Below are 20603 nucleotides of genomic sequence, written 5' to 3'. Positions count from 1 at the left end.
TCCGAAACCCTCTTCCAAGCCCGAGGCACACCCGATGAGTCAACCCAGCAGCAGCCGCGTCAGCCGTGAACTCCAGGGCCATGTCCTGCTGTTGGGGCTGGACCGGGTCGCCAAACGCAACGCCTTCGACCTGGATCTGCTCAATGAACTGAGCCTGGCCTATGGTGAATTTGATCGAAACGACGACGCACGGGTGGCCGTGGTGTTTGCCCATGGCGACCACTTTACCGCCGGGCTGGACCTGGCCAACGTCAGCGCGGTGATGGCCGGCGGCTGGCAGGCGCCCCTAGGCGGCTGCGACCCCTGGGGGGTATTCGCAGGGCCGCGGGTCAGCAAACCGGTGATCGTTGCCGTGCAGGGCTACTGCCTGACCATCGGTATCGAATTGATGCTGGCGGCGGATATCAACCTGTGTGCGAGCAATACCCGCTTTGCGCAGATGGAGGTCCAGCGTGGGATCTTTCCCTTTGGCGGCGCGACATTGCGCTTTCACCAGATTGCCGGTTGGGGCAATGCCATGCGCTGGCTGCTCACCGGCGATGAATTCGACGCCCATGAGGCCTTGCGGCTGGGCTTGGTACAGGAAGTGATGGCCAGCGAAGACCTGCTGCCCCGCGCCCTCGAACTGGCCAACCGGATTGCCCGTCAGGCCCCGCTGGGGGTGCAGGCTACGCTGATGTCGGCGCGTCAGGCGCGAATGGAAGGCGAAACCGTCGCGGCGGCGGCGCTGCCACCGATGGTGGATAAGCTGCTTAACAGCGAGGATGCCAAGGAGGGAGTGCGGGCGATGGTCGAGAAGCGGCCGGGGGTGTTCAAGGGGATTTAGTCGCCGGCAGTGATGGCCTCTTCGCGGGCAAGCCCACTCCCACATTCGACCGCATTCCAAAGGATGTACATTTATAAATGTGGGAGCGGGCTTGCCCGCGAAGGCGTCGGAACAGGCACCACTAGGTCGCAGGTCGAATCGCCTTGATCAACGACTGCAACGAATACCCCAACCGCGGCGCCAAGGCCTCGGCCCGGGCCGAAAGCCCTTCAAAGTCCACCTCCTGGTCCAACTCGGAAGGCACCAGCAGAATCACATTGCCCTCCTTCACCGGCAGTTCCCAGTAATGCCGGTGATACAACCCGCGCAACAATGCCGCCCCCAACGGTTTGCCATCATCGGTGGCCCACTGGTTGATCACCAGCCAGCCGCCGGGGTTGAGCTTTTTCTGGCAGTTTTCCAGGAAAGTCCAGGCCAGGTGCCCGACACCCGGGCCGACATCGGTATAAAGGTCGACGAAAATCAGGTCGGCCGATTCGGCGCTGTCGAGCAGTTGCAGGGCATCGCCGATGCGAATGTACAGGCGCGGGTCATCGTCGAGTCCGAGGTATTCGATGGCCAGGCGTGGCACGTCGGGGCGCAGCTCGATGGCTTCCACATCGTCCAGGGGCAGGAACTTCAGGCAGGCCTGGGTCAGCGTGCCCGCGCCCAGGCCAAGAAACAGCGCGCTTTCCGGCTGTTCATGGCACAACGCACCGATCAGCATCGCACGGGTGTAGTCGTACTCCAGCCAGCTCGGGTCGGCGGTGAACACACAGCTTTGCTCGATGGCGTCGCCAAACTCGAGGAACCGGTAATCGTCCACTTCGAGCACACGGATCATGCCGAAGTCATCATGGACCTCAGCCAGCAGGCGCTCGACACGCTCCTCTGTCATCACTACTCCTAACGGGTTGGCTGCACGGCAAAGGCGCGATTGTCGGCCAACCGGCGGCAACAGGTCACGCACTAATTGCTGATAACATTGGCGCCCGACCGTCAATCAGCCAATCGAGTTCATGATGAGCCAACCCTGGAGCCCCGACAGCTGGCGCGCCCTGCCGATCCAGCAACAACCCCAGTACCCGGACGCTGCACACTTGCTGCAAGTGGAGCAGAGCCTGGCCAGCTACCCACCGCTGGTGTTTGCCGGGGAAGCCCGTGAGTTGCGTCGTCAGTTCGCCGAAGTGACCCAAGGCCGCGCCTTTTTGCTGCAGGGTGGCGATTGCGCCGAGAGCTTTGCCGAGTTTTCCGCCGCAAAGATCCGTGACACCTTCAAGGTGCTGCTGCAAATGGCCATTGTGATGACCTTCGCCGCTGGCTGCCCGGTGGTAAAAGTTGGGCGCATGGCCGGCCAGTTCGCCAAGCCGCGTTCGGCCAACGATGAGACCATCGACGGTATTACCCTGCCCGCTTACCGCGGCGACATTGTCAACGGTATCGGTTTCGACGAGAAAAGCCGCGTACCCGATCCGGACCGGCTGCTGCAGTCATATCACCAGTCCACCGCCACCCTGAACCTGCTGCGCGCCTTTGCCCAGGGCGGTTTCGCCGACCTGCACCAAGTGCACAAGTGGAACCTGGACTTCATCGCCAACTCCGCCCTGGCCGAGAAGTACAGCCAACTGGCCGACCGCATCGACGAGACCCTGGCCTTCATGCGCGCCTGCGGCATGGACGATTCGCCGCAGTTGCGCGAAACCAGCTTCTTCACCGCCCACGAAGCGCTGCTGCTCAACTACGAGCAAGCCTTCGTGCGCCGTGACAGCCTGACCAACGATTACTACGATTGCTCGGCGCACATGCTGTGGATCGGTGATCGCACCCGCCAGCTGGACGGAGCCCACGTCGAATTCCTGCGCGGGGTGAACAACCCGATCGGCGTGAAAGTCGGCCCGAGCATGAACCCCGATGACCTGATCCGCTTGATCGACATCCTCAACCCGGAAAACGACCCCGGGCGCCTGAACCTGATCGCGCGCATGGGCGCCGGCAAGGTTGGCGACCACCTGCCCAACCTGATCCGTGCGGTGCAGCGTGAGGGCAAGCAGGTCCTCTGGAGTTCGGACCCGATGCATGGCAACACCATCAAGGCCAGCAGCGGCTACAAGACCCGTGACTTTGCACAGATCCTCAGCGAAGTGAAGGCGTTCTTCCAGGTGCATCAGGCCGAAGGCAGCTATGCCGGCGGGATTCACATCGAGATGACCGGGCAGAACGTCACCGAATGCATCGGGGGCGCGCGGCCGATCACCGAAGATGGTTTGTCGGACCGCTACCACACCCACTGCGATCCGCGGATGAATGCCGATCAGTCATTGGAATTGGCGTTTCTGATTGCCGAGACCTTGAAACAGGTCAAACGCTGAGACCTTTAATCGCCTGCTCTGACGCCATCGTGGGCAAGCCCGGCTCCCAACATTTGATCGCGTACTCCTGTGGGAGCCGGGCTTGCCCGCGATGAGGCCCTAAAAAACACTATCTCTATTGATCATCGCCGCCCTCAACCGGCCGGCACTTGGCCGCTGGCAATTGAGCCGGACCTGTTCCAGCCCGAGCCAGTCGGCCATTTGCCGCAGGTTCAAGGCCAGCGCAGCCACCCCCTCATCATCCAAGCCAGGCTCTTCCTCATGCACCGCATGCACCGCCAAGCGCCCATTGGCACGTTCGGCACGCAGGTCGACACGTGCGGCAATACGCTCGTTGTGCAAAAACGGCAACACGTAGTAGCCGTACACCCGCTTGTCTTGCGGGGTATAGATCTCCAGCCGGTAACGGAAATCGAACAAGCGCTCGGTGCGGCTGCGCTCCCAGATCAGCGAATCGAACGGCGACAGCAACGCACTGGCCGGCACTTTGCGCGGCACCCTGGGCTCGGGCAGGCAGTACGCAAGTTGCTTCCAGCCTTGCACCTGGCAGGCCAGCAACTGCCCATCCTCGACCAACTCGGCCAGCCTCAAACGACTGTCGGCGGGGTCCAGACGAAAATAGTCACGCAGATCTTTTTCAGTGGCTACGCCCAATGCCGTGGCACTGTGCAGCAACAAGCCCCGCTGGGCATCGGCCTCACTTACCACGGACTGAAGGCATTCGTCGGGGATGACCCGCTCCGGCAAATCGTAGAGACGCTCAAAGCCACGCCGCCCCGCCACCGTGACCAGGCCCGCAGCAAACAACCACTCCAGCGCGTGCTTCTCATCGCTCCAGTCCCACCAGGGCCCGGCGCGCTCTTCACGGGTCGATAGGCTGCCGGCTCCCACTGCGCCTTGTTGTTCGACCGTTTGTAAAACGCGCCGAATCGTCGCCTGTTGCTCACGCCCGAAACGCGCCATCTGCGAATAGATACCCCGCCCCTGTTGCGCCCGCTCCATGCGCCAACGCATCAGCGGGTAAAGCGCCATGGGCAACAACGAAGCCTCATGCCCCCAGTACTCGAACAGCGAACGACGTCGACCCTGGCTCCAGGCAGCCTGTTCGAGGATCAGCGGAGAATAGTGACCCAGGCGCGAAAACAACGGCAGGTAGTGGGAACGCACCACGGCATTGACCGAGTCGATCTGCAACACGCCCAGGCGTTCGATCATGCGGTTGAGGTGCGCGGCCTTGATCTGTGCCGGCGCCTGGCGCCCGGAAAAACCCTGGGCCGCCAGCGCCATGCGTCGAGCTTGCTTGAGGGAAAAGGACAAGTCGGCGGGCATGGTTTTCTCCATAGGGGCTCGCCGACTACCCTACTGCATTCCGGCTCATTTGCGCAGCGGGTCTTCCCAGAAATGCCGATGGCTTTCCTGTTCGACATCGGCGCGATTGAGGCCGATGTCCTTGAGGGCATCGTCGCTCAACGTCGCCAGCAACTGGCGCTCGTGGTGCAGCGCCTGCCAGCGCGCGATCACTTGGAACAACCCGGAAAACGGCCGTTTCGTCGTTAACACATAACCTTTCTGACCTTTCATCTTCTCGCCCTCCCGTGGGGATGACGAAAGTGTGTGCCTGGCACTATGATCAATCCAACGAATGTTTTTTATGCAATACATCTCGGAGATTGATCAATTGTCCGGCTACCCGAGCATCGACACCGAAGTGCTGCGCACCTTCGTCGCCATCGCCGACCAGGGTGGTTTTACCCGTGCCGGCGAACAGGTCAACCGCACGCAGTCGGCGGTGAGCATGCAGATGAAACGCCTGGAGGAAGACGTGCTGCAGCGCAAGCTGTTCGAGCGCGATGGCCGGCAAGTGCGGCTCACGCCCGAAGGCCAGGTATTGCTGGGTTATGCACGGCGCATCCTGAAACTTCACAGCGAAGTGTTCAACACTCTGCGAGAGCCGCACATGGTGGGCCTGGTACGCATCGGCACGCCGGACGACTACGTGATGCGCTTTCTACCGGGGATTCTCAAACGGTTTTCCAAAGCCTACCCGCTGATCCAGATCGAGATGCACTGCGAGTCTTCACTGGTACTGATGCAGCGCAAGGACCTGGCGCTGACCGTGATCAGCCGCCAGCCAGGCGACGACATCGGCGAACTGCTGCGCAACGAAAGGATGGTCTGGGTCGCCTCGCCCGGCTTTTGCCTGGACGAACATGCCTCACTGCCCGTGGCCATCTCCGGCGTCGACATGAACAGCTTCTGCACCCAGTGGATGCGCACGGCACTGGAGGCCAGCGGCCGCGATTACCGCTTTGCCTATCACAGCACCAACTGTGCGGCGATCCAGGCGGTGGTCAGTTCCGGCCTGGCGATCACCGCCAGCATGGAAAGCCTGGTGACCGACGACCTGCGGATCCTCGACAGCGCCGAAGGTTTCCCGCCGCTGCCTTCGGTCAATCTGCGGCTGTTGCGCAACCCCGGGATGACTTCGCCGATTACCGACTGCCTGGCGGAGTACATCCTCGAAGGCTTCAAACTTTAAAGGTCAGCATCACCGCGCAGATCACCAGGAACCCGCAAAACAGCCCGCGCAACACACGCTCCGGCAGTGCGTGGGCCACTTTCACGCCCCAACTGATGCTGAGCAGGCCACCGACTGCCAGGGGCAGGCCGATGGTCCAGCTCACTTCGTGGTGCCAGGCGTAGGTCACCAACGTCACCCCGGTGCTGGGCAGCGCCAACGCCAGCGATAACCCCTGTGCCACCACCTGGGTGGTGCCGAACAGGCTGGTGAGCACCGGCGTGGCGATCACCGCCCCACCCACTCCGAACAAGCCGCCCATGGAGCCGGACGCCGCCCCCAGCACGCCCAGCCATGGCCAGGAGTAGCGCATCTGCGCCGTAGGCGGTGCGTTGCGTGTGAACATGCGCAAGAGGTTGTAGGCCGACAGTGCCAGGAGAAAGGCGATAAAGCCCACGCGCATCGCCCCGGCATCCAGCCCCACGGCCCAGATCGACCCCAGCCAGGCAAAGGTGAACCCCATGATGCCCAGCGGCAGCGCATGGTGCAGGTGAATCCGGTTGCGCTGGTGGTAGCGCCACAGGGCGAGCATCACATTGGGCACGACCATCACCAGCGCCGTGCCTTGGGCCAGTTGTTGATCGAGCCCGAACAAGACGCCCAGCACCGGGATGGCAATCAGCCCGCCACCAATGCCAAACAGCCCACCGACAGTGCCCAACACACCGCCCAGCACCACATACATGACGACATCCAACACAACCGCGCTCCTCCACTATCCCAAGGCTTGCATGCTACGCAGTCGGCTATGGCGCGGAAACGCACAGCAACGCACAATGGCTGTGCCAATCTCGCATAAGCGCGTCTATGAACCCGAATACCTTGACCGATCAGTTGGGCCTGTTCCTCGATGTACTGGAAACGGGGAGCTTTTCCGCCGCCGCACGACGCCATCCACTGACACCCTCGGCGGTGGCCCGACGCATCGACAGCCTCGAAAGCTCGGTCGGCAGCCGCCTGTTCCAACGCAGCACCCACGCGGTGGTGCCGACCCCGGCGGGCCTGGCGTTTGCCGAGCGGGCGCGCAGGATCGTCAGCGAGTTGCAACTGGCCAGGGCCGAGGCAGTGTCCTTGAGCCATGCGCCAGAGGGCCTGATCCGCGTGGACGCGCCGGCAGCCTTTGGTCGCCGACACCTGGCGCCGGTAATTGCGGACTTTTTGAATGTGTACCCCGGCCTGGATGTGCACCTGCACCTGATCGACAGTTTTGTCGACATGCAGGGTGCGCATCTGGGCAAGGTCGACCTGGTACTGCGCGCCGGGCATATCGTCGACACCCGGCTGATTGCCACACCGCTGGCCAGTATCGTACGTATCGCCTGCGCGAGCCCGACCTACCTGAAAAATCGGGGCACACCGACCCATCCCGCAGAACTGAGCGAGCACGACGGCCTCGACTGGGATGGCCTGGCGCCGACATTCGCCTGGCGCTTCGAGATGGATGGGCGCCGCGTCACCTATCGCCCGCAACGCATACGCCTGAGCGCCAATAACGCAGAAGCCTTGTTGTCCGGCGCATTGGCCGGTCTGGGTGTGGCCCACCTGCCCACGTGGCTGGCGAGTGAATACCTGGTGCGCGGCGAACTGCTGCCACTGTTCTGCGAAAACGGCCTGCCCAGTCCAGAAACCAGCGGCATCTACGCATTGCGCCTGGAACAACAACCCAACGCGCGCAGCCGGTTGCTGCTGGAATACTTGAAGTCACGTTTCAGCCCCATTCCGCCCTGGGATCTGGCGCTGCAAAGCGGCTTGGGCTGACCGCCCGGACAGAATTATCTGGCGCATTAAAGATTTGACCGCTAGATTCAGGGCAGACACGCTTTTTGAGGCACCACCATGAGCAAGAACCCCGCCCCCTGCGAATCCCTGATGCTGGACAACCAGCTGTGCTTCGCCCTGCACTCTACGTCATTGCTGATGACCAAGGTCTACAAGCCCTTGCTCCAAGCGCTCGGGCTGACCTATCCGCAATACCTGGCCATGATGGTGCTATGGGAAGAAGATGGCCTGACCGTAGGAGAAATCAGCAACCGCCTGCTGACCGACCCCGGCTCCCTCACACCGCTGCTCAAGCGACTCGAGAGCGAAGGCCTGCTCAGCCGTACCCGCAGCCGCGAAGATGAACGGGTGGTGGTGGTGGAACTGACCGACGCCGGCCGAGCCCTGCAAGACAAGGCCACCACCATTCCCCAGTGCATCCTCGGCGCCAGCGGCATGGAGCTGGAGCAGTTGATCAAGCTGCAAGGCGAACTGATTGCGCTGCGCACCAGCCTGCAAGCCAGCATCTGATACGTAAGACCAGATACTGAGTCACTAAATCGTGGGAGCTGGCTTGTCGGGTCGCCGCATCGCTGCGAAGACGGCGGCACTGATAACACAGATGCCGCCTGATCCACTGCCCTTGATTGTTCCCACGCTCCGCGTGGGAATGCCGCCCTGGACGCTCCGCGTCCGCTTTTGAAGTCGTGACGCGGAGCGTCACAGGATGCGTTTCCACGCAGAGCGTGGGAACGATCGGTCATACCGCAATCGCGGGCAAGCCAGCTCCCACTTTTGGTTCTGCGACGGCCTCGAGATTCAAGGCTGCAAAAAAATTTGAAAATTTATCTTGCGCACAAAACATTAGCGCTATACATTCACCTCACCAACTACTTAGCGCACAAAACTTTAGCGCTACAACCAAGAGGAAGTCACCATGCAAGCTCTCTATACCGCAGTAGCCACCGCCACCGGCGGCCGTGATGGTCGTGCTGTTTCCAGCGACAACATCCTCGACGTCAAACTCACCACTCCCAAGGAGTTGGGCGGTGCCGGTGGCCAAGCCACCAACCCTGAGCAACTGTTCGCCGCCGGTTACTCGGCCTGCTTCATCGGCGCCCTGAAATTCGTGGCCAGCCAGACCAAACGCAAAATCCCGGATGACGCTTCGATCACCGCCCACGTTGGCATCGGTCAGATCCCCGGTGGTTTCGGCCTGGACATCGACCTGCACATCAGCCTGCCGGGCCTGGCCCAGGACGACGCGCAGAGTCTGGTCGACGCCGCTCACCAAGTCTGCCCGTACTCCAACGCCACCCGTGGCAACGTCGATGTACGCCTGCACGTGACTGTGTAATGAACCTCGCCGCCCTTGGAGAACACAATGAACACAATTGGTAAAGCACTCACCGGTACCCTGCTCGCCTTGTCGGTCACCCACGCCTTTGCCGCCCCTGGCGACGTTGAACACAACACCCAGGCGTTTCTGGATGTGTTGAACGCCGGCACCGGCAAGCCGCTGGAACAACTGGCACCCAAGGACGCCCGCGCCGTACTGACGGGCGCCCAGGCCGGCGTGAAGCTGAACTTGCCCAAGGCCGATGTGAGCCAGAAGACCATTCAGGTCGATGGCAAGCCACTGGACCTGACCATCGTGCGTCCGGCCGGGGTCAAAGGCACATTGCCTGTGTTCATGTTCTTCCACGGCGGCGGCTGGGTGCTGGGGGATTACCCGACCCATGAACGCCTGGTGCGGGATTTGGTAGTGGGCTCGGGGGCGGCGGCGGTATTCGTCAACTACACGCCGTCACCGGAAGCGCACTACCCGGTAGCGATCAACCAGGCCTACGGCGCCACCCGCTGGGTGGCCGAACATGGCAAGGAGATCAACCTCGACGGCACACGTCTGGCGGTTGCAGGCAACAGTGTCGGCGGCAATATGGCGGCAGTGGTCAGCCTGATGGCCAAGGACAAGGGCACACCGGCAATCAAGTTCCAACTGCTGTTATGGCCGGTGACTGACGCCAACTTCGACACGGCTTCGTACAACCAATACGCCGAAGGGCACTTCCTCACCCGAAACATGATGAAGTGGTTCTGGGACAGCTACACCACCGATGCCAAGCAGCGTGCCGAGATTTACGCCTCGCCGCTGCGGGCTACCACGGACCAGCTCAAGGGCTTGCCGCCCGCGCTGATCCAGACCGCCAGCGCCGACGTGCTGCGTGACGAAGGCGAAGCCTACGCCCGCAAGCTGGATGCTGCCGGTGTGCCGGTGACGGCGGTGCGCTACAACGGCATGATCCACGACTACGGTTTGCTCAATGTGGTCAGCCAGGTACCGGCGGTGCGTTCGGCACTGTTGCAGGCTGCGGATGAATTGAAACAACACCTGAAGTAAAAGCAGCGCCCACGAAAAAGCCCGCTTGCAAAAGCGGGCTTTTTTTCGTCTCGGCGCAGCCAGAATTACTTCTTGGCGCGGCCTTTGTACGAACCACCTTCGCGGGTGTCGATCTCGATCAGGTCGTCGATTTCGATGAAATCGGCAACTTGCAGCTCGGTACCGTTGCTCAGTTTGGCAGGCTTCATCACCTTGCCCGAAGTGTCGCCGCGAGCGGAACCTTCGGTGTAGGTCACTTTACGCACGATGGTGGTCGGCAGCTCTACGGATACCAGGCGGCCTTCGAAGAACACGGCTTCGCAGATGTCTTCCATGCCTTCTTCGATGAACGGCAGAACGGCTTCGATATCTTCGGCGTTCAGTTCGTACATGGTGTAGTCAGTGGTGTCCATGAACGTGTAGGTGTCACCGCTGATGAACGACAGGGTGGCTTCCTTACGGTCCAGGATCACGTCATCCAGCTTGTCGTCTGCGCCGTATACGGTTTCAGTCTTGTAACCGGTCAGCAGGTTTTTCAGCTTGGTTTTCATGATCGCGCTGTTACGGCCCGACTTGGTGAATTCAGCTTTCTGAACCAACCATGGGTCGTTGTCGATACGCAGCACGGTACCGGGTTTCAGTTCTTTACCAGTTTTCATTGCATATATCCGAAATTTGGATGGGATTTACAAAATTCAAGGTGGCGTATCATATCCAACTTTCATAAAACTGTACCAGCGCCGTCGCAAGATCAGCCTGCAAGCCCTGTTCCAGACACCACGCCTCGGCGTGCCGGTTCACTTCAGGCCAGTGCTCCAGCAGCATTTTCCAGCAATGGGCCATATCCCCCTCGGTGTTCCACGCTTGCCACAGCGCGATCAATGCCGCACGGGCAGCCGGCGACAAGGCCGCCGTGTAGAGCGCCAGAAAAGCATCGAGCTTGTCGAGATGAATGTCCTCGTCCTGGCGATAGATGTGCCACAGCAAAGGCCGTCCGGCCCACTGGGCCCGCACGAACGAATCTTCGCCGCGCACCGCATTGAAGTCGCAGCACCACAGCAGACGGTCATACTGCGCCTGGCGCACGAACGGCAGTACCTGCACGGTCAGGGTGTTGCGTGCATGAACATCCCCCGCCAACAGCCCTTCCACGCCAAGCCAACGCTGTACATCGCCGAGGATCCGCCCTTCGGGCACCAGTAGATGAGTGGCATGCCCGTCCGTCGACAACACGTCCAGCCACCGGGCCAGACCCGGGCTTTCATAGGCGAACAGCGATATCAGGCGAGCGCCTGTCGCCGGGAACACACCGAGCGACTGCAAAAACTGCTGTTGCGCTGCGGCGTCCTGCTGGAAGGCGCGACGCTGCTCCAGCAGCCCGGCCTCGCGCAGCAAGCCACCGGTGCCGTCACGAAAGCCGGGGAAGAAAAAGTACTTCTGCACCCCCTTGAACTTCACCGAAGGCAAGCGATGGCAACCCACGACCCAGTCCTCGGCACTGAGGTAATCCAGGTTCATCCACAACGGCGCACGCTCACGCTCGGCCATCGCCTCCATGTACTCGGGCGGCAACTGGCAGGCGAAGGCGGCCACCACCACATCGGCGGACGAGGTCTGTGCCCACTCGACCGGCCAATGGCGCACTTCAACGCCCTCTTGCCATTGCTGACTCGCCTGCACATTGACTTCGGGGCACATGCGTTCGAACGCGCGCAGGTCATCGACCCACAGGCGCACCTCACAAGCGTGCTCCGCGACCAATTGCCGGGCCAGGCGCCAGGTCACGCCGATGTCGCCATAGTTGTCGACGACACTGCAAAAAATATCCCAGCGGGCTTTCATTCCGGGCTCCAACGTTCAAAGGCTCGATTGTCCGCATAAATGCACGGATGCAGAAGGCTTGATCGCGATTATTCTGCACAGCGGCTGTGCGACAATCGCCGCCACACCGCCCATGCCTGCCAGGAGGCCGCTATGCCCGATCGTCCGTTGTCACTGCTCAAGCTCAGTGTCGCCATCGCGTTTGGCGTGTGGCTGGGATTTATCGCCATCGTGCTGAGCACCTGGCTGGCGTCACGCTACCTGTTCCCGCAGAGCCTGGCGCCGGTGACCCAGGCGGTGGAGCAATTGGGCAAACCGACCGTCGTGGCGCCTGAAGCGCCGAACCGCATGTTCGAGCAGTATCAGGAAAACCTGCGCAAACAGGCGCAACAGCAAAGCCTGGAACAAGCCCGCAGCAACGCGCGCAACCTGTCCAACCCCAAATGCCAGTTCTGGCTGCAACAGGACCAGAACGCCCCCAACGAAAAGACCCGCGCCAATGTCCTGCAATTCTGCGATTGATCATCATGAATAAACATGCCGTCCACCGCCTGATTCTGGAAAAGCTCAGCGTCGACCTTGAGATCGCACAACGCGCTGCGCAGACCGCCTATGAAGCGGCGACCCACGAAGAAAACATCGCGGAAAACAAGTACGACACCCTGGGGCTGGAGGCATCCTACCTGGCAACAGGACAAGCCAGGCGCGTCGAGGAAATCAGGCTGGCGCTGACGCTGTGCCAGAACATGGCGCTGCGTGCCTACGATGATCAACGGGGTATAGAAATCGGTGCGCTATTGGGCCTGGCCGACGAAAACGATCGCCAGCAATGGCTGTTCCTGGCGCCGGATGGGGCGGGTTTGAAGGTAGAGGTCGTGGGACAACCGGTGACCGTCATCACCCCACGCTCGCCCTTGGGCAAAAGCCTGCTGGGCAAGTTCGAGGGTGATGAGGTGGAGATTCAGGTCGCAGGCGCCCGGCAACACTTTACGGTTACCGAGGCCAGGTAACCGGCTTAATGAACGGGCAGTTCCACGCCGTCGAACAACTCTTCCAATTCCTGCTTGTTGTGACACTGGATCGCTTTGGCCATGACTTCGCGGGTCAGGTGCGGCGCAAACTTCTCGATGAAGTCACACATGAAACCGCGCAGGAAAGTGCCGCGACGGAAACCGATCTTGGTCACGCTGGACTCGAACAGTTCGCTGGCATCGAGCACCACCAGGTCTTTGTCGAGGGCGGTATCGACGGCCATCTTGGCGACGATGCCCACACCCAGGCCCAGGCGCACGTAAGTCTTGATCACGTCGGCGTCGGCGGCGGTGAACACCACTTTCGGTGTGAGACCACGGTGGCTGAACGCTTCGTCAAGCTTGGAACGGCCGGTGAAACCGAATACGTACGTCACGATCGGGTATTCAGCCAGCGCCTCGAGCGTCAGCTTCGGCAACTTGGCCAACGGGTGGCCTTGAGGCACGACCACGCAACGGTTCCAGCGGTAGCACGGCATCATCACCAGATCGCCGAACAGCTCAAGGGCTTCGGTGGCAATGGCGAAGTCGACGGTGCCGTCAGCGGCCATCTCGGCGATTTGCATCGGTGACCCCTGATGCATATGCAGGGCCACGTCCGGGTACTGCTTGATGAAGTCGCGGATCACCGGCGGCAAGGCATAACGCGCTTGGGTGTGGGTAGTCGCGATCGACAGGGTGCCTTTCTTCTCGTTGGAGAATTCCTGGGCGATCTGCTTGATGCTTTCGACTTTGCGCAGGATCTCGCCGGCGGTGGTGATGATGCGCTCACCGGCCGGAGTCACCCGGGTCAAGTGCTTGCCGCTGCGTGCGAACACTTCCACACCCAGCTCGTCTTCGAGCAGGCGGATCTGCTTGCTGATACCGGGTTGCGAGGTGTAAAGGCTTTGAGCGGTAGCGGAAACGTTGAGGTCGTGGTGCGCCACTTCCCAGATGTAGCGCAGTTGTTGAAGCTTCATATGTGTCCCTCAAAGCAGATAGACGCCACGGGTATCAGCGACGGTATATAACTATATTAAAGGTGTGACGGATAAATCTAGAACTTTTTATCGTTTTTACCGATCACACGTCATCACTGCGTCGACGTTGTAACGAGGGCACCAGGTAAATCGGCACGGTAGACAATTGCAACACTCGCGCAGCCGTGCGTCCAAGCGGGGTCGCCGCTGCGGTGGCATGGCTGTGGCTGCCGACAATCAGCAGGTCCACGGAAAGTTTGCGCAACTGGTCGAGAATCACCTCGCACGGGTCCCCCTGGATCACGCGCACCGAGCGAATCAACTTCAGGTCCTGCTCCCCCTCCCCCAACTCTTCGCGAAAACTGTCCAGCACCCGCTGTTCGATCGTTGCCATCACCGTATTCACCCCCTGGCTCTGCCACTCGCTCAGCGCCTTCTCATCAAGGTAGCTCTGTAACACCGATTCGGCGAACAGGCCGATGGGCTCCACCACGTGAATCACGTACAGATCGGCCTTGAACGTTCGCGCCAGCGCCAGCGCATGTTGCATCACATAAGGCGCATACAGACCCAGGTCCGTGGCGTACAGCATCGAACGAATCATAGAACCTCCTGGTCTGCCAGGATGGCGGGGATTGCCTCAGCTTAGCAGTGCCACGGACACTTCGGCTGACTCAACTCTCAGACGGCGCCCTTACCTCGTTGCTGATGCCGTGGGGCACGTGCCCGGTGGCCACCACCTCCCTGGCTTTCTCGCAATGCCCGGCCTGATCATCGAAAAACACATCGGCGGCGAAGGCTTCCAGAAATGCCGACTTCTCCAGCCCGCCCAGGAACAGCGACTCATCCAGCCGGATGTCCCATTCGCGCAACGTACGAATCACCCGTTCATGGGAAGGCGCCGACCGTGCAGTGACCAACGCGGTGCGGATGGGGCACGCCTCGTCCGCAAACTCACGCTGCAACAGATTGAGCGCCGCCAGAAACCCCTTGAAGGGTCCACCGTGCAGAGGTTGGCGCGCCGACTCCCGTTCACTGGCCTGGAACGCTTCCAACCCCCCTGCCTGATACACCCGCTCGGATTCGTCGGAAAACAGCACCGCATCACCGTCGAAGGCGATTCGCAGTTCCTCGCTGGACGCGCGTCGCGAGCCACCCGACAGAATCGTCGCCGCAGCGAAGCCTGCATCGAGGGCGCTGCGTACATCTTCGGCATGGGTGGACAGGAACAGGTGACACCCAAAAGCGGCCAGGTACGGATAGGGACTACGCCCACCCACAAAAGCGGCACGGGAAATATCCAGGCCGTAATGCTGGATCGAATTGAACACGCGCAGCCCCGTGTCGGCGCTGTTGCGCGACACCAGCACCACCTCGACCCGGGCGCGCCCAAGGCTGGCGTTGAGACTCAGCAGTTTCTTCACCAAGGGGAAGGCGTCGCCGGGCTCGAGGGTTTCTTCCTCATGGTCGATCTGGTACTTGCGGTAGGCCTCCACCCCTTGAGCCAGGTAGACCTTGTGGCTTTCACTCAGGTCGAACAGCGCCCGCGACGAAATCGCCAGCACCAGTTTGTCGCCCAATCCCTTTGCCATGATTTGCCCCCCCGGACTCAGCGGTTATGCCGGTCAATAAAACTCAAGGCTTGATACAGCGCCTGCATGCGTGGCAGCTCGCAACCCGCGGCCCTGGCAGCCGCCAGGGGGCGCGCGTAGATCGCCGCCAGCTCCAGCGGACGTTTATGCACGTGGTCGTGATACATGCTGGGCAGATAGTCATCCATGCTTTCAGTCATGGTGAACATCTGCTCGGCGTAACTCGCAGGAATCTCATGGCCGCACGCGTGAGCGCCCTGTACCACCTCAGCCATCAATGCCTGGATCAGTTCACGACTGGACTCGTCGGCCATCATCGCGGCAGTGCCAGTCCCCAACAGTACGGAAAGTCCGTTGTAGGGCACGTTCCACACCAGTTTATGCCAGCGGGCCAGATGTACATTGGCCATACCTTGAGACTCGATACCCGCTTTGTGGAACAACGCCGCGCCGGCGTCGACAATCGCCTGCTGAAGCGCCTCGTCGCCCGCCGCGCTACCACTGTGATAACCCAGGTTGACCCGACCCAGCGCCTGATGCTCGACCACACCGGGCGCTGAACGGTGCACACCGATGTAGCACAACCCTCCCAGCAGATGCAGCGACGGCGGCAAGTGTTCGCGCAGGCTGTCTTCCACATCCAGGCCATTTTGCAACAACACCACCTTGGCATCCGGCGCGGCCACCTGGGCGAGGGTTGGCGCCAGCTCGACGTTTCCCGTGGACTTGGTGCCCACGAGCAGCCAGTCACAGGGCGGCATATCGGCGGCACGGGCATAGGCCTGTACCGGATGCAGGTGCAAACGGCCATGCAACGTACTATTGAGCTGCAAACCGAGCTCGCGGACGGCCGCGTATTCACTGCGCAACAGGAAGTGCACATCGAAGCCGGCGCGTGCCAGCATCACGCCGTAGAAACCACCGATGGCGCCTGTGCCGATGATACCGATGCGGGGTGATTGTGCAGTCATGGCAGATCCTCTGGGGTGCGGGCAAGCGCTTGTTGGATGGCGTCAGCGAGATCAGACGGTGTAAGGCGTGTCTGTAATTGTCCGAGAAATTGACCCTCGCACACCACGAACAGCGCCGGCAAATGAAAGATCTGGTAGCGTTCGACCGCACCGCCGTTGTGCCCGGCATCCACCCAGCACACGCGGCTCACCGGCAACTGCCAGCCGGGCACCTGCTGGCGCGCCCAACGACAGCTGGAACACCCGACGCTGGTGAATATCACCAGCGAAATACCTGGCAATCCCAGCAATTGCTGGTCAATATCCAGATCGGTCAATTCCAGTTCCTTCACTATACTGCTGCCACCGCCGTCAACTGGACGGTGCTCGGAGTCCGTGTACATGGGTCGTTTTTTACCTCACCCTGATGATGTCGCTGTCGAGTTAATCCAACGTCCCTCTCCCGCCATCCCCCGCCAACGCCTGCTCACTATCGGCCTGGGCGGCATTGCCTGCAATTGCCCGCGCGCCTGGCGCCAGGGCACGGCCATCGACCTGCACATCCCTTCCCTGGGTGCCAGCGCCCGCTATCCGGGCTATGTAGCGTGGTGCCGCAAGGTAGAAAACGGTTATCGCATCGGCATCTTGTTTACCGAGGAACATGCCCTGTTCGGTGCTCGCATGGGGGAGCAAGCATGCAGGATAGAGCGTTACTGCCGCCAGCACGAAGACGCCGAGCCCACCCCCCAGCAACTTGACGCCCTGGCCCGCGAGTGGGTAGCACGCCATGCCAACGAGTTCTCCCATGAAGCCTTTGTGGCGCCGGCGCTGGATTAAAGGGCTTTGCCCATTGTCGCGGGCCCGTGATACGCGCTAAGGTTCCTCCCCCCTGCATTCAAATCATGCTGTGCTCCGCCGCACGGGGATGGCTGGCGGCCGGCACCCGTGACCCTGACGAGTAACACGATGGCTGATTTACCGATCAATGACCTTAACGTCGAATCCAACGAGACCCTGATCACGCCCGATCAGCTCAAGCGCGATATCCCCCTGAGCGACACTGCCCTGCAGACCGTCACCAAGGGCCGCGAAGTCATCCGCAATATTCTCGACGGTGTCGACCACCGCCTCTTTGTCGTAATCGGGCCCTGCTCGATCCACGACCTCAAGGCTGCCCACGAATACGCCGAGCGCCTCAAGGTGCTGGCGGCGGAAGTGTCCGACACCCTGTACCTGGTGATGCGCGTCTACTTCGAGAAACCTCGCACCACCGTCGGCTGGAAAGGCTTGATCAACGACCCGTACCTGGACGACTCGTTCAAGATCCAGGATGGCTTGCACATCGGTCGTCAGTTGTTGCTGGACCTTGCCGAAATGGGCCTGCCCACCGCCACCGAAGCCCTCGACCCGATCTCCCCGCAGTATCTGCAGGACCTGATCAGTTGGTCGGCCATCGGCGCGCGCACCACCGAATCCCAGACCCACCGCGAAATGGCGTCCGGCCTGTCTTCGGCCGTGGGCTTCAAGAACGGCACCGACGGCGGCCTGACCGTGGCGATCAACGCCCTGCAATCGGTCTCCAGCCCTCACCGCTTCCTGGGTATCAATCCGGAAGGCGGCGTTTCCATCGTCACCACCAAAGGCAACGCCTACGGTCACGTGGTGCTGCGCGGCGGCAACGGCAAGCCCAACTATGATTCGGTCAGCGTGGCCCTCTGCGAGCAGGCGCTGGACAAGGCCAAGATCAAGCCAAACATCATGGTCGACTGCAGTCACGCCAACTCCAACAAGGACCCGGCCCTGCAACCGCTGGTGATGGAAAACGTCGCCAACCAGATCCTTGAAGGCAACCAGTCGATCATCGGCCTGATGGTCGAGAGCCACCTGAACTGGGGTTGCCAGGCCATTCCAAAAGACCTGGCCGACTTGCAATACGGCGTGTCGATCACCGATGCCTGCATCGACTGGTCCGCAACCGAGAACACCCTGCGCAGCATGCACGCCAAGCTCAAGGATGTTTTGCCGAAACGCAAACGCAGCTGAACCCAGGCCGCACACACAAAAACGCCGGGCTGAGCCCGGCGTTTTTGTGTGTGCGATTTAACCTTTACAGCTTCGCAGCATGGCGCTGGTGACGCTCCATGTAGCGCTCCACGTAGGAGCAGGACGGGATCACCGTGTAACCCGCCTCTTCTGCGAACTTCAAGGCTTCCTCGGTCAACGCAGCAGCGATGCCACGGCCTCGCAGGGCATTGGGTACGAAGGTGCGATAGATATCCAGGGTCTGCTTTCCGAGATCCATATAGGTCAGATAGGCACGATGACCGTCCACATTGGTCTCGAACTGATGACCAGCCTGGTCATGGTGGATGGACAACGCCTCGCTCATCACTACTCCTCGCGGGTCTTGGTTTCTGACCCCTACCTTACCGATGTTTTTCCGGCGAAGGAACATCTACGCCACCCCGTGCCAGTCCGACAACGAGAAAACCCTTGGCGCTCACCACCAGCACGTAGGGAATAGTAGGCACCAATCCTGCAATTGCTCAAGGCGCACTCGTCATCCCCTGCCGCTGGCGGACATAGAAAGAGCCCCGATCACCCCGCGATCGAAAGCCTGAACATTGCCGGCAGTTGAACCTTGAGACGAACAGACGCTCTTAAAGTCACTCTACATGGGTGAAAGATGCCCGACGACGCAAAGGCACACTGCACGAAAGTGTTCCTCTGGATATATAAAATTTCATCTATTTACAAGGCTTAACACATACGGGCCGGCCCTTTCAGCCTGGATCCAATGTGTACGGACATGCAAAAAACTGGATGCTTTTTATACAAATTTCCAAAAGGTTAGCCAAAATAGATTCGGCGCAAGAATTTTTTTTGCTTCTTGCGCTACGTCAGTTTACTTACTACAAGTAATGGGTAGTATGTACGCCGGCTATTAGCTCACGCTGAGCAAGTAGTCATTTAATAGAAAGTCCTTGAAGGGGAACACGATGAACAACGTTCTGAAATTCTCTGCTCTGGCTCTGGCCGCAGTTCTGGCTACCGGTTGCAGCAGCGTCTCCAAAGAAACCGAAGCTCGTCTGACTGCAACTGAAGACGCAGCAGCTCGCTCCCAGGCCCGTGCAGACGAAGCCTACCGTAAAGCTGATGAAGCACTGGCTGCTGCTCAAAAAGCACAACAGACTGCTGACGAAGCTAACGAGCGCGCTCTGCGCATGCTTGAAAAAGCTAGCCGCAAGTAATAATCCCTCGGGATTGTTATCAAGCCGATCCATTTATGGGTCGGCTTTTTTATTGCCTGCGCTCGGGCTCCGAATCCCGGGCAATAAAAAGCCCGCCACAGCACAACGCCATGGCGGGCCAGCGATCAAGCAGACTTACTGCTGCAGATCGACCGGTGTACTGGACGCCACCGGCGCACCGCCCGGTACGCCGATTTCGGTGGGCAGACCATCTTCCGCCGCTACCACATCACGCACCTGATCCCAGTTCACCCGCAGGTTATTGGCCAAGTCTTCGCGCTTGAGCAAGGCGTTGATGACCGCTGTGTGCTTGTCCACCACCGAAGGTGTGCCATCGTCATTCAAGGGCGTATGCGCTTCGAGGTAAACCTTGCCGCCGCTGCTACCGAACTTGTAGGCATCGTTGATGATGCGCACCGACGTTCCGACCGGCACCATGCTCGACATTTCCAGCACGTTGTTGTTGAACATGCGGAAACAGCCGTGGCTTGTACGCGTGCCGATACCAAATTTCATGTTGGAGCCGTGGATCAGATAGCCCGGCGTCCCAAGGGTGAACTTGAACGGCCCCAGGGGATTGTCCGGCCCGGCCGGCACCACGTTGGGCAGCGGATCGCCATTGGCAGCATGCTCGGCCTTGATCGACGCCGGCGGCGTCCAGGTCGGGTTGGGCGTCTTGGCGATGATGCTGGTATGGGCGATCGGCGACCCCCAACCCTCACGCCCGATCCCGAGCGGGAAGGTGTAGACCACGTTCTGGCCTTTGGGGAAATAGTAGAGCCGGTATTCGGCCAGATTGATCACGATGCCTTCCCTCGGCCCCGGCGGCAGAATGAAGCGCGTCGGCAGCACGATCTCGGTGCCCGCACCCGGCAACCAGGCATCGACGCCCGGGTTGGCCGCGACCATTTCCGAATAACCCAGGTCATAGGTGGTGCCCAGGTCGGCAAAGGTGTCTTCGTACTTGGCCTTGATCACCTGGACCTGGCCCACGATGTCTTCACCGGGCGGTGGCAAGGGCAACTGCAAGGCGGCTGCGGAACCGGCTGCGCAAAGCGCGGCAAGAGACAGGCAGCAGGTGACGACGGAGAGGCGCGACAACATCCGGA

General features: G+C 60.7%; 25 protein-coding genes. 12 read left to right on the top strand and 13 right to left on the bottom strand.

The genetic code is table 11. The annotated features are described in order from the left end of the window. Positions 1-34 precede the first annotated feature (34 nt). Positions 35-826: a crotonase/enoyl-CoA hydratase family protein gene (locus ACW9IB_RS22430; protein ID WP_457367665.1), complete on the top strand. Its 792-nt coding sequence runs from the start codon at positions 35-37 to the stop codon at positions 824-826. Between the two features lie 121 nt (positions 827-947). Here the strand turns inward: ACW9IB_RS22430 and ACW9IB_RS22425 are convergent, their stop codons facing one another. Further along, entirely contained in the window at positions 948-1703 is a 756-nt protein-coding gene (locus ACW9IB_RS22425) for a spermidine synthase (RefSeq protein WP_457415574.1), read from the bottom strand. A gap of 124 nt (positions 1704-1827) precedes the next feature. Here ACW9IB_RS22425 and ACW9IB_RS22420 point away from each other — a divergent pair, with 124 nt between their 5' ends. Beyond that, positions 1828-3174: a class II 3-deoxy-7-phosphoheptulonate synthase gene (locus ACW9IB_RS22420; protein ID WP_457367667.1), complete on the top strand. Its 1347-nt coding sequence runs from the start codon at positions 1828-1830 to the stop codon at positions 3172-3174. A gap of 99 nt (positions 3175-3273) precedes the next feature. On the opposite strand, the gene ACW9IB_RS22415 is transcribed toward ACW9IB_RS22420, so the two are convergent. After that, the gene (locus tag ACW9IB_RS22415) at positions 3274-4503 is read right to left on the bottom strand and encodes a winged helix-turn-helix domain-containing protein (protein WP_457415573.1); all 1230 of its coding nucleotides are present in this window, start codon (positions 4501-4503) and stop codon (positions 3274-3276) included. A gap of 45 nt (positions 4504-4548) precedes the next feature. Then, positions 4549-4755, bottom strand: coding sequence for a DUF1127 domain-containing protein (locus ACW9IB_RS22410; protein WP_457368549.1), 207 nt, complete (start codon positions 4753-4755; stop codon positions 4549-4551). Between the two features lie 70 nt (positions 4756-4825). Here ACW9IB_RS22410 and ACW9IB_RS22405 point away from each other — a divergent pair, with 70 nt between their 5' ends. Next, on the top strand, positions 4826-5713 hold the full coding sequence (locus ACW9IB_RS22405) for a LysR family transcriptional regulator (RefSeq protein ID WP_457368550.1): 888 nt from the start codon (positions 4826-4828) through the stop codon (positions 5711-5713). Here the strand turns inward: ACW9IB_RS22405 and ACW9IB_RS22400 are convergent. Further along, a complete protein-coding gene (locus ACW9IB_RS22400; protein ID WP_457415572.1) occupies positions 5703-6452 on the bottom strand; it encodes a sulfite exporter TauE/SafE family protein in 750 nt (249 codons plus the stop codon). The genes ACW9IB_RS22405 and ACW9IB_RS22400 overlap by 11 nt on opposite strands. Positions 6453-6559: 107 nt before the next feature. Between ACW9IB_RS22400 and ACW9IB_RS22395 the strand changes: the two genes are divergently transcribed. From ACW9IB_RS22395 to ACW9IB_RS22380, 4 genes are all read left to right on the top strand, one after another. Further along, positions 6560-7510: a LysR family transcriptional regulator gene (locus tag ACW9IB_RS22395; protein WP_457415571.1), complete on the top strand. Its 951-nt coding sequence runs from the start codon at positions 6560-6562 to the stop codon at positions 7508-7510. A 78-nt stretch (positions 7511-7588) separates the two neighbouring features. Beyond that, positions 7589-8041, top strand: coding sequence for a MarR family winged helix-turn-helix transcriptional regulator (locus ACW9IB_RS22390; RefSeq protein ID WP_457368553.1), 453 nt, complete (start codon positions 7589-7591; stop codon positions 8039-8041). Between the two features lie 406 nt (positions 8042-8447). Continuing rightward, on the top strand, positions 8448-8867 hold the full coding sequence (locus ACW9IB_RS22385) for an organic hydroperoxide resistance protein (protein WP_457368554.1): 420 nt from the start codon (positions 8448-8450) through the stop codon (positions 8865-8867). 27 nt (positions 8868-8894) lie between these two features. Beyond that, on the top strand, positions 8895-9911 hold the full coding sequence (locus tag ACW9IB_RS22380) for an alpha/beta hydrolase fold domain-containing protein (protein ID WP_457415570.1): 1017 nt from the start codon (positions 8895-8897) through the stop codon (positions 9909-9911). A 65-nt stretch (positions 9912-9976) separates the two neighbouring features. On the opposite strand, the gene ACW9IB_RS22375 is transcribed toward ACW9IB_RS22380, so the two are convergent. Together ACW9IB_RS22375 and earP are read right to left on the bottom strand one after the other, a co-directional pair. Beyond that, positions 9977-10549 (bottom strand): elongation factor P, encoded by a 573-nt coding sequence (locus ACW9IB_RS22375; RefSeq protein ID WP_457368563.1) that lies wholly within the window; start codon positions 10547-10549, stop codon positions 9977-9979. Between the two features lie 49 nt (positions 10550-10598). Further along, complete coding sequence (gene earP / locus ACW9IB_RS22370) at positions 10599-11732, bottom strand: elongation factor P maturation arginine rhamnosyltransferase EarP (RefSeq protein WP_457415569.1); 1134 nt, start codon at positions 11730-11732, stop codon at positions 10599-10601. 132 nt (positions 11733-11864) lie between these two features. On the opposite strand from earP, the gene ACW9IB_RS22365 reads away from it, so the two are divergent. After that, positions 11865-12233, top strand: a complete 369-nt coding sequence (locus ACW9IB_RS22365) for a hypothetical protein (protein WP_457368565.1) — start codon at positions 11865-11867, stop codon at positions 12231-12233. Positions 12234-12238: 5 nt separating this feature from the next. Continuing rightward, the gene (locus tag ACW9IB_RS22360) at positions 12239-12721 is read left to right on the top strand and encodes a GreA/GreB family elongation factor (RefSeq protein WP_457368566.1); all 483 of its coding nucleotides are present in this window, start codon (positions 12239-12241) and stop codon (positions 12719-12721) included. Positions 12722-12726: 5 nt separating this feature from the next. Here the strand turns inward: ACW9IB_RS22360 and cysB are convergent, their stop codons facing one another. From cysB to ACW9IB_RS22335, 5 genes are all read right to left on the bottom strand, one after another. Further along, positions 12727-13701 carry an HTH-type transcriptional regulator CysB gene (gene cysB, locus ACW9IB_RS22355; RefSeq protein ID WP_012722988.1) on the bottom strand — a complete coding sequence of 325 codons (975 nt, stop codon included), beginning with the start codon at positions 13699-13701 and terminating at the stop codon, positions 12727-12729. 103 nt (positions 13702-13804) lie between these two features. Further along, positions 13805-14305 (bottom strand): universal stress protein, encoded by a 501-nt coding sequence (locus ACW9IB_RS22350; RefSeq protein WP_457368567.1) that lies wholly within the window; start codon positions 14303-14305, stop codon positions 13805-13807. Between the two features lie 70 nt (positions 14306-14375). Beyond that, complete coding sequence (locus tag ACW9IB_RS22345) at positions 14376-15293, bottom strand: 5'-nucleotidase (RefSeq protein ID WP_457368568.1); 918 nt, start codon at positions 15291-15293, stop codon at positions 14376-14378. Positions 15294-15310: 17 nt separating this feature from the next. Beyond that, positions 15311-16264: a putative 2-dehydropantoate 2-reductase gene (locus tag ACW9IB_RS22340; protein WP_457415568.1), complete on the bottom strand. Its 954-nt coding sequence runs from the start codon at positions 16262-16264 to the stop codon at positions 15311-15313. Continuing rightward, positions 16261-16647: a thioredoxin family protein gene (locus ACW9IB_RS22335; protein ID WP_457368570.1), complete on the bottom strand. Its 387-nt coding sequence runs from the start codon at positions 16645-16647 to the stop codon at positions 16261-16263. The genes ACW9IB_RS22340 and ACW9IB_RS22335 overlap by 4 nt, the downstream gene beginning before the upstream one ends. On the opposite strand from ACW9IB_RS22335, the gene ACW9IB_RS22330 reads away from it, so the two are divergent. Both ACW9IB_RS22330 and ACW9IB_RS22325 read left to right on the top strand, forming a co-directional pair. After that, positions 16646-17080 (top strand): PilZ domain-containing protein, encoded by a 435-nt coding sequence (locus ACW9IB_RS22330; protein ID WP_457368571.1) that lies wholly within the window; start codon positions 16646-16648, stop codon positions 17078-17080. The genes ACW9IB_RS22335 and ACW9IB_RS22330 overlap by 2 nt on opposite strands. A gap of 129 nt (positions 17081-17209) precedes the next feature. Then, positions 17210-18286, top strand: coding sequence for a 3-deoxy-7-phosphoheptulonate synthase (locus ACW9IB_RS22325; RefSeq protein ID WP_457415567.1), 1077 nt, complete (start codon positions 17210-17212; stop codon positions 18284-18286). Between the two features lie 64 nt (positions 18287-18350). Here the strand turns inward: ACW9IB_RS22325 and ACW9IB_RS22320 are convergent, their stop codons facing one another. Then, positions 18351-18632, bottom strand: a complete 282-nt coding sequence (locus ACW9IB_RS22320) for a GNAT family N-acetyltransferase (protein ID WP_003189869.1) — start codon at positions 18630-18632, stop codon at positions 18351-18353. Between the two features lie 610 nt (positions 18633-19242). Between ACW9IB_RS22320 and oprI the strand changes: the two genes are divergently transcribed. Further along, entirely contained in the window at positions 19243-19494 is a 252-nt protein-coding gene (oprI, locus tag ACW9IB_RS22315) for an outer membrane lipoprotei OprI (RefSeq protein ID WP_003172710.1), read from the top strand. A 135-nt stretch (positions 19495-19629) separates the two neighbouring features. On the opposite strand, the gene ACW9IB_RS22310 is transcribed toward oprI, so the two are convergent. After that, positions 19630-20598, bottom strand: a complete 969-nt coding sequence (locus tag ACW9IB_RS22310) for a L,D-transpeptidase family protein (protein WP_457415566.1) — start codon at positions 20596-20598, stop codon at positions 19630-19632. Positions 20599-20603: the final 5 nt, after the last annotated feature.

Source organism: Pseudomonas sp. SDO524_S393, assembly GCF_054071875.1.
This window is presented reverse-complemented; position numbering and strand designations above follow the sequence as displayed.

Coding starts and splice junctions, on each gene's coding strand:
- ACW9IB_RS22365 (WP_457368565.1), top strand. CDS start 11,865: ATGCCCGATCGTCCGTTGTCACTGCTCAAGCTCAGTGTCGCCATCGCG.
- ACW9IB_RS22390 (WP_457368553.1), top strand. CDS start 7,589: ATGAGCAAGAACCCCGCCCCCTGCGAATCCCTGATGCTGGACAACCAG.
- earP (WP_457415569.1), bottom strand. CDS start 11,732: ATGAAAGCCCGCTGGGATATTTTTTGCAGTGTCGTCGACAACTATGGC.
- ACW9IB_RS22380 (WP_457415570.1), top strand. CDS start 8,895: ATGAACACAATTGGTAAAGCACTCACCGGTACCCTGCTCGCCTTGTCG.
- ACW9IB_RS22360 (WP_457368566.1), top strand. CDS start 12,239: ATGAATAAACATGCCGTCCACCGCCTGATTCTGGAAAAGCTCAGCGTC.
- ACW9IB_RS22320 (WP_003189869.1), bottom strand. CDS start 18,632: ATGAGCGAGGCGTTGTCCATCCACCATGACCAGGCTGGTCATCAGTTC.
- ACW9IB_RS22340 (WP_457415568.1), bottom strand. CDS start 16,264: ATGACTGCACAATCACCCCGCATCGGTATCATCGGCACAGGCGCCATC.
- ACW9IB_RS22330 (WP_457368571.1), top strand. CDS start 16,646: ATGGGTCGTTTTTTACCTCACCCTGATGATGTCGCTGTCGAGTTAATC.
- ACW9IB_RS22350 (WP_457368567.1), bottom strand. CDS start 14,305: ATGATTCGTTCGATGCTGTACGCCACGGACCTGGGTCTGTATGCGCCT.
- ACW9IB_RS22385 (WP_457368554.1), top strand. CDS start 8,448: ATGCAAGCTCTCTATACCGCAGTAGCCACCGCCACCGGCGGCCGTGAT.
- cysB (WP_012722988.1), bottom strand. CDS start 13,701: ATGAAGCTTCAACAACTGCGCTACATCTGGGAAGTGGCGCACCACGAC.
- ACW9IB_RS22375 (WP_457368563.1), bottom strand. CDS start 10,549: ATGAAAACTGGTAAAGAACTGAAACCCGGTACCGTGCTGCGTATCGAC.
- oprI (WP_003172710.1), top strand. CDS start 19,243: ATGAACAACGTTCTGAAATTCTCTGCTCTGGCTCTGGCCGCAGTTCTG.
- ACW9IB_RS22345 (WP_457368568.1), bottom strand. CDS start 15,293: ATGGCAAAGGGATTGGGCGACAAACTGGTGCTGGCGATTTCGTCGCGG.
- ACW9IB_RS22420 (WP_457367667.1), top strand. CDS start 1,828: ATGAGCCAACCCTGGAGCCCCGACAGCTGGCGCGCCCTGCCGATCCAG.
- ACW9IB_RS22415 (WP_457415573.1), bottom strand. CDS start 4,503: ATGCCCGCCGACTTGTCCTTTTCCCTCAAGCAAGCTCGACGCATGGCG.
- ACW9IB_RS22325 (WP_457415567.1), top strand. CDS start 17,210: ATGGCTGATTTACCGATCAATGACCTTAACGTCGAATCCAACGAGACC.
- ACW9IB_RS22405 (WP_457368550.1), top strand. CDS start 4,826: ATGCAATACATCTCGGAGATTGATCAATTGTCCGGCTACCCGAGCATC.
- ACW9IB_RS22430 (WP_457367665.1), top strand. CDS start 35: ATGAGTCAACCCAGCAGCAGCCGCGTCAGCCGTGAACTCCAGGGCCAT.
- ACW9IB_RS22410 (WP_457368549.1), bottom strand. CDS start 4,755: ATGAAAGGTCAGAAAGGTTATGTGTTAACGACGAAACGGCCGTTTTCC.
- ACW9IB_RS22425 (WP_457415574.1), bottom strand. CDS start 1,703: ATGACAGAGGAGCGTGTCGAGCGCCTGCTGGCTGAGGTCCATGATGAC.
- ACW9IB_RS22395 (WP_457415571.1), top strand. CDS start 6,560: ATGAACCCGAATACCTTGACCGATCAGTTGGGCCTGTTCCTCGATGTA.
- ACW9IB_RS22310 (WP_457415566.1), bottom strand. CDS start 20,598: ATGTTGTCGCGCCTCTCCGTCGTCACCTGCTGCCTGTCTCTTGCCGCG.
- ACW9IB_RS22335 (WP_457368570.1), bottom strand. CDS start 16,647: ATGTACACGGACTCCGAGCACCGTCCAGTTGACGGCGGTGGCAGCAGT.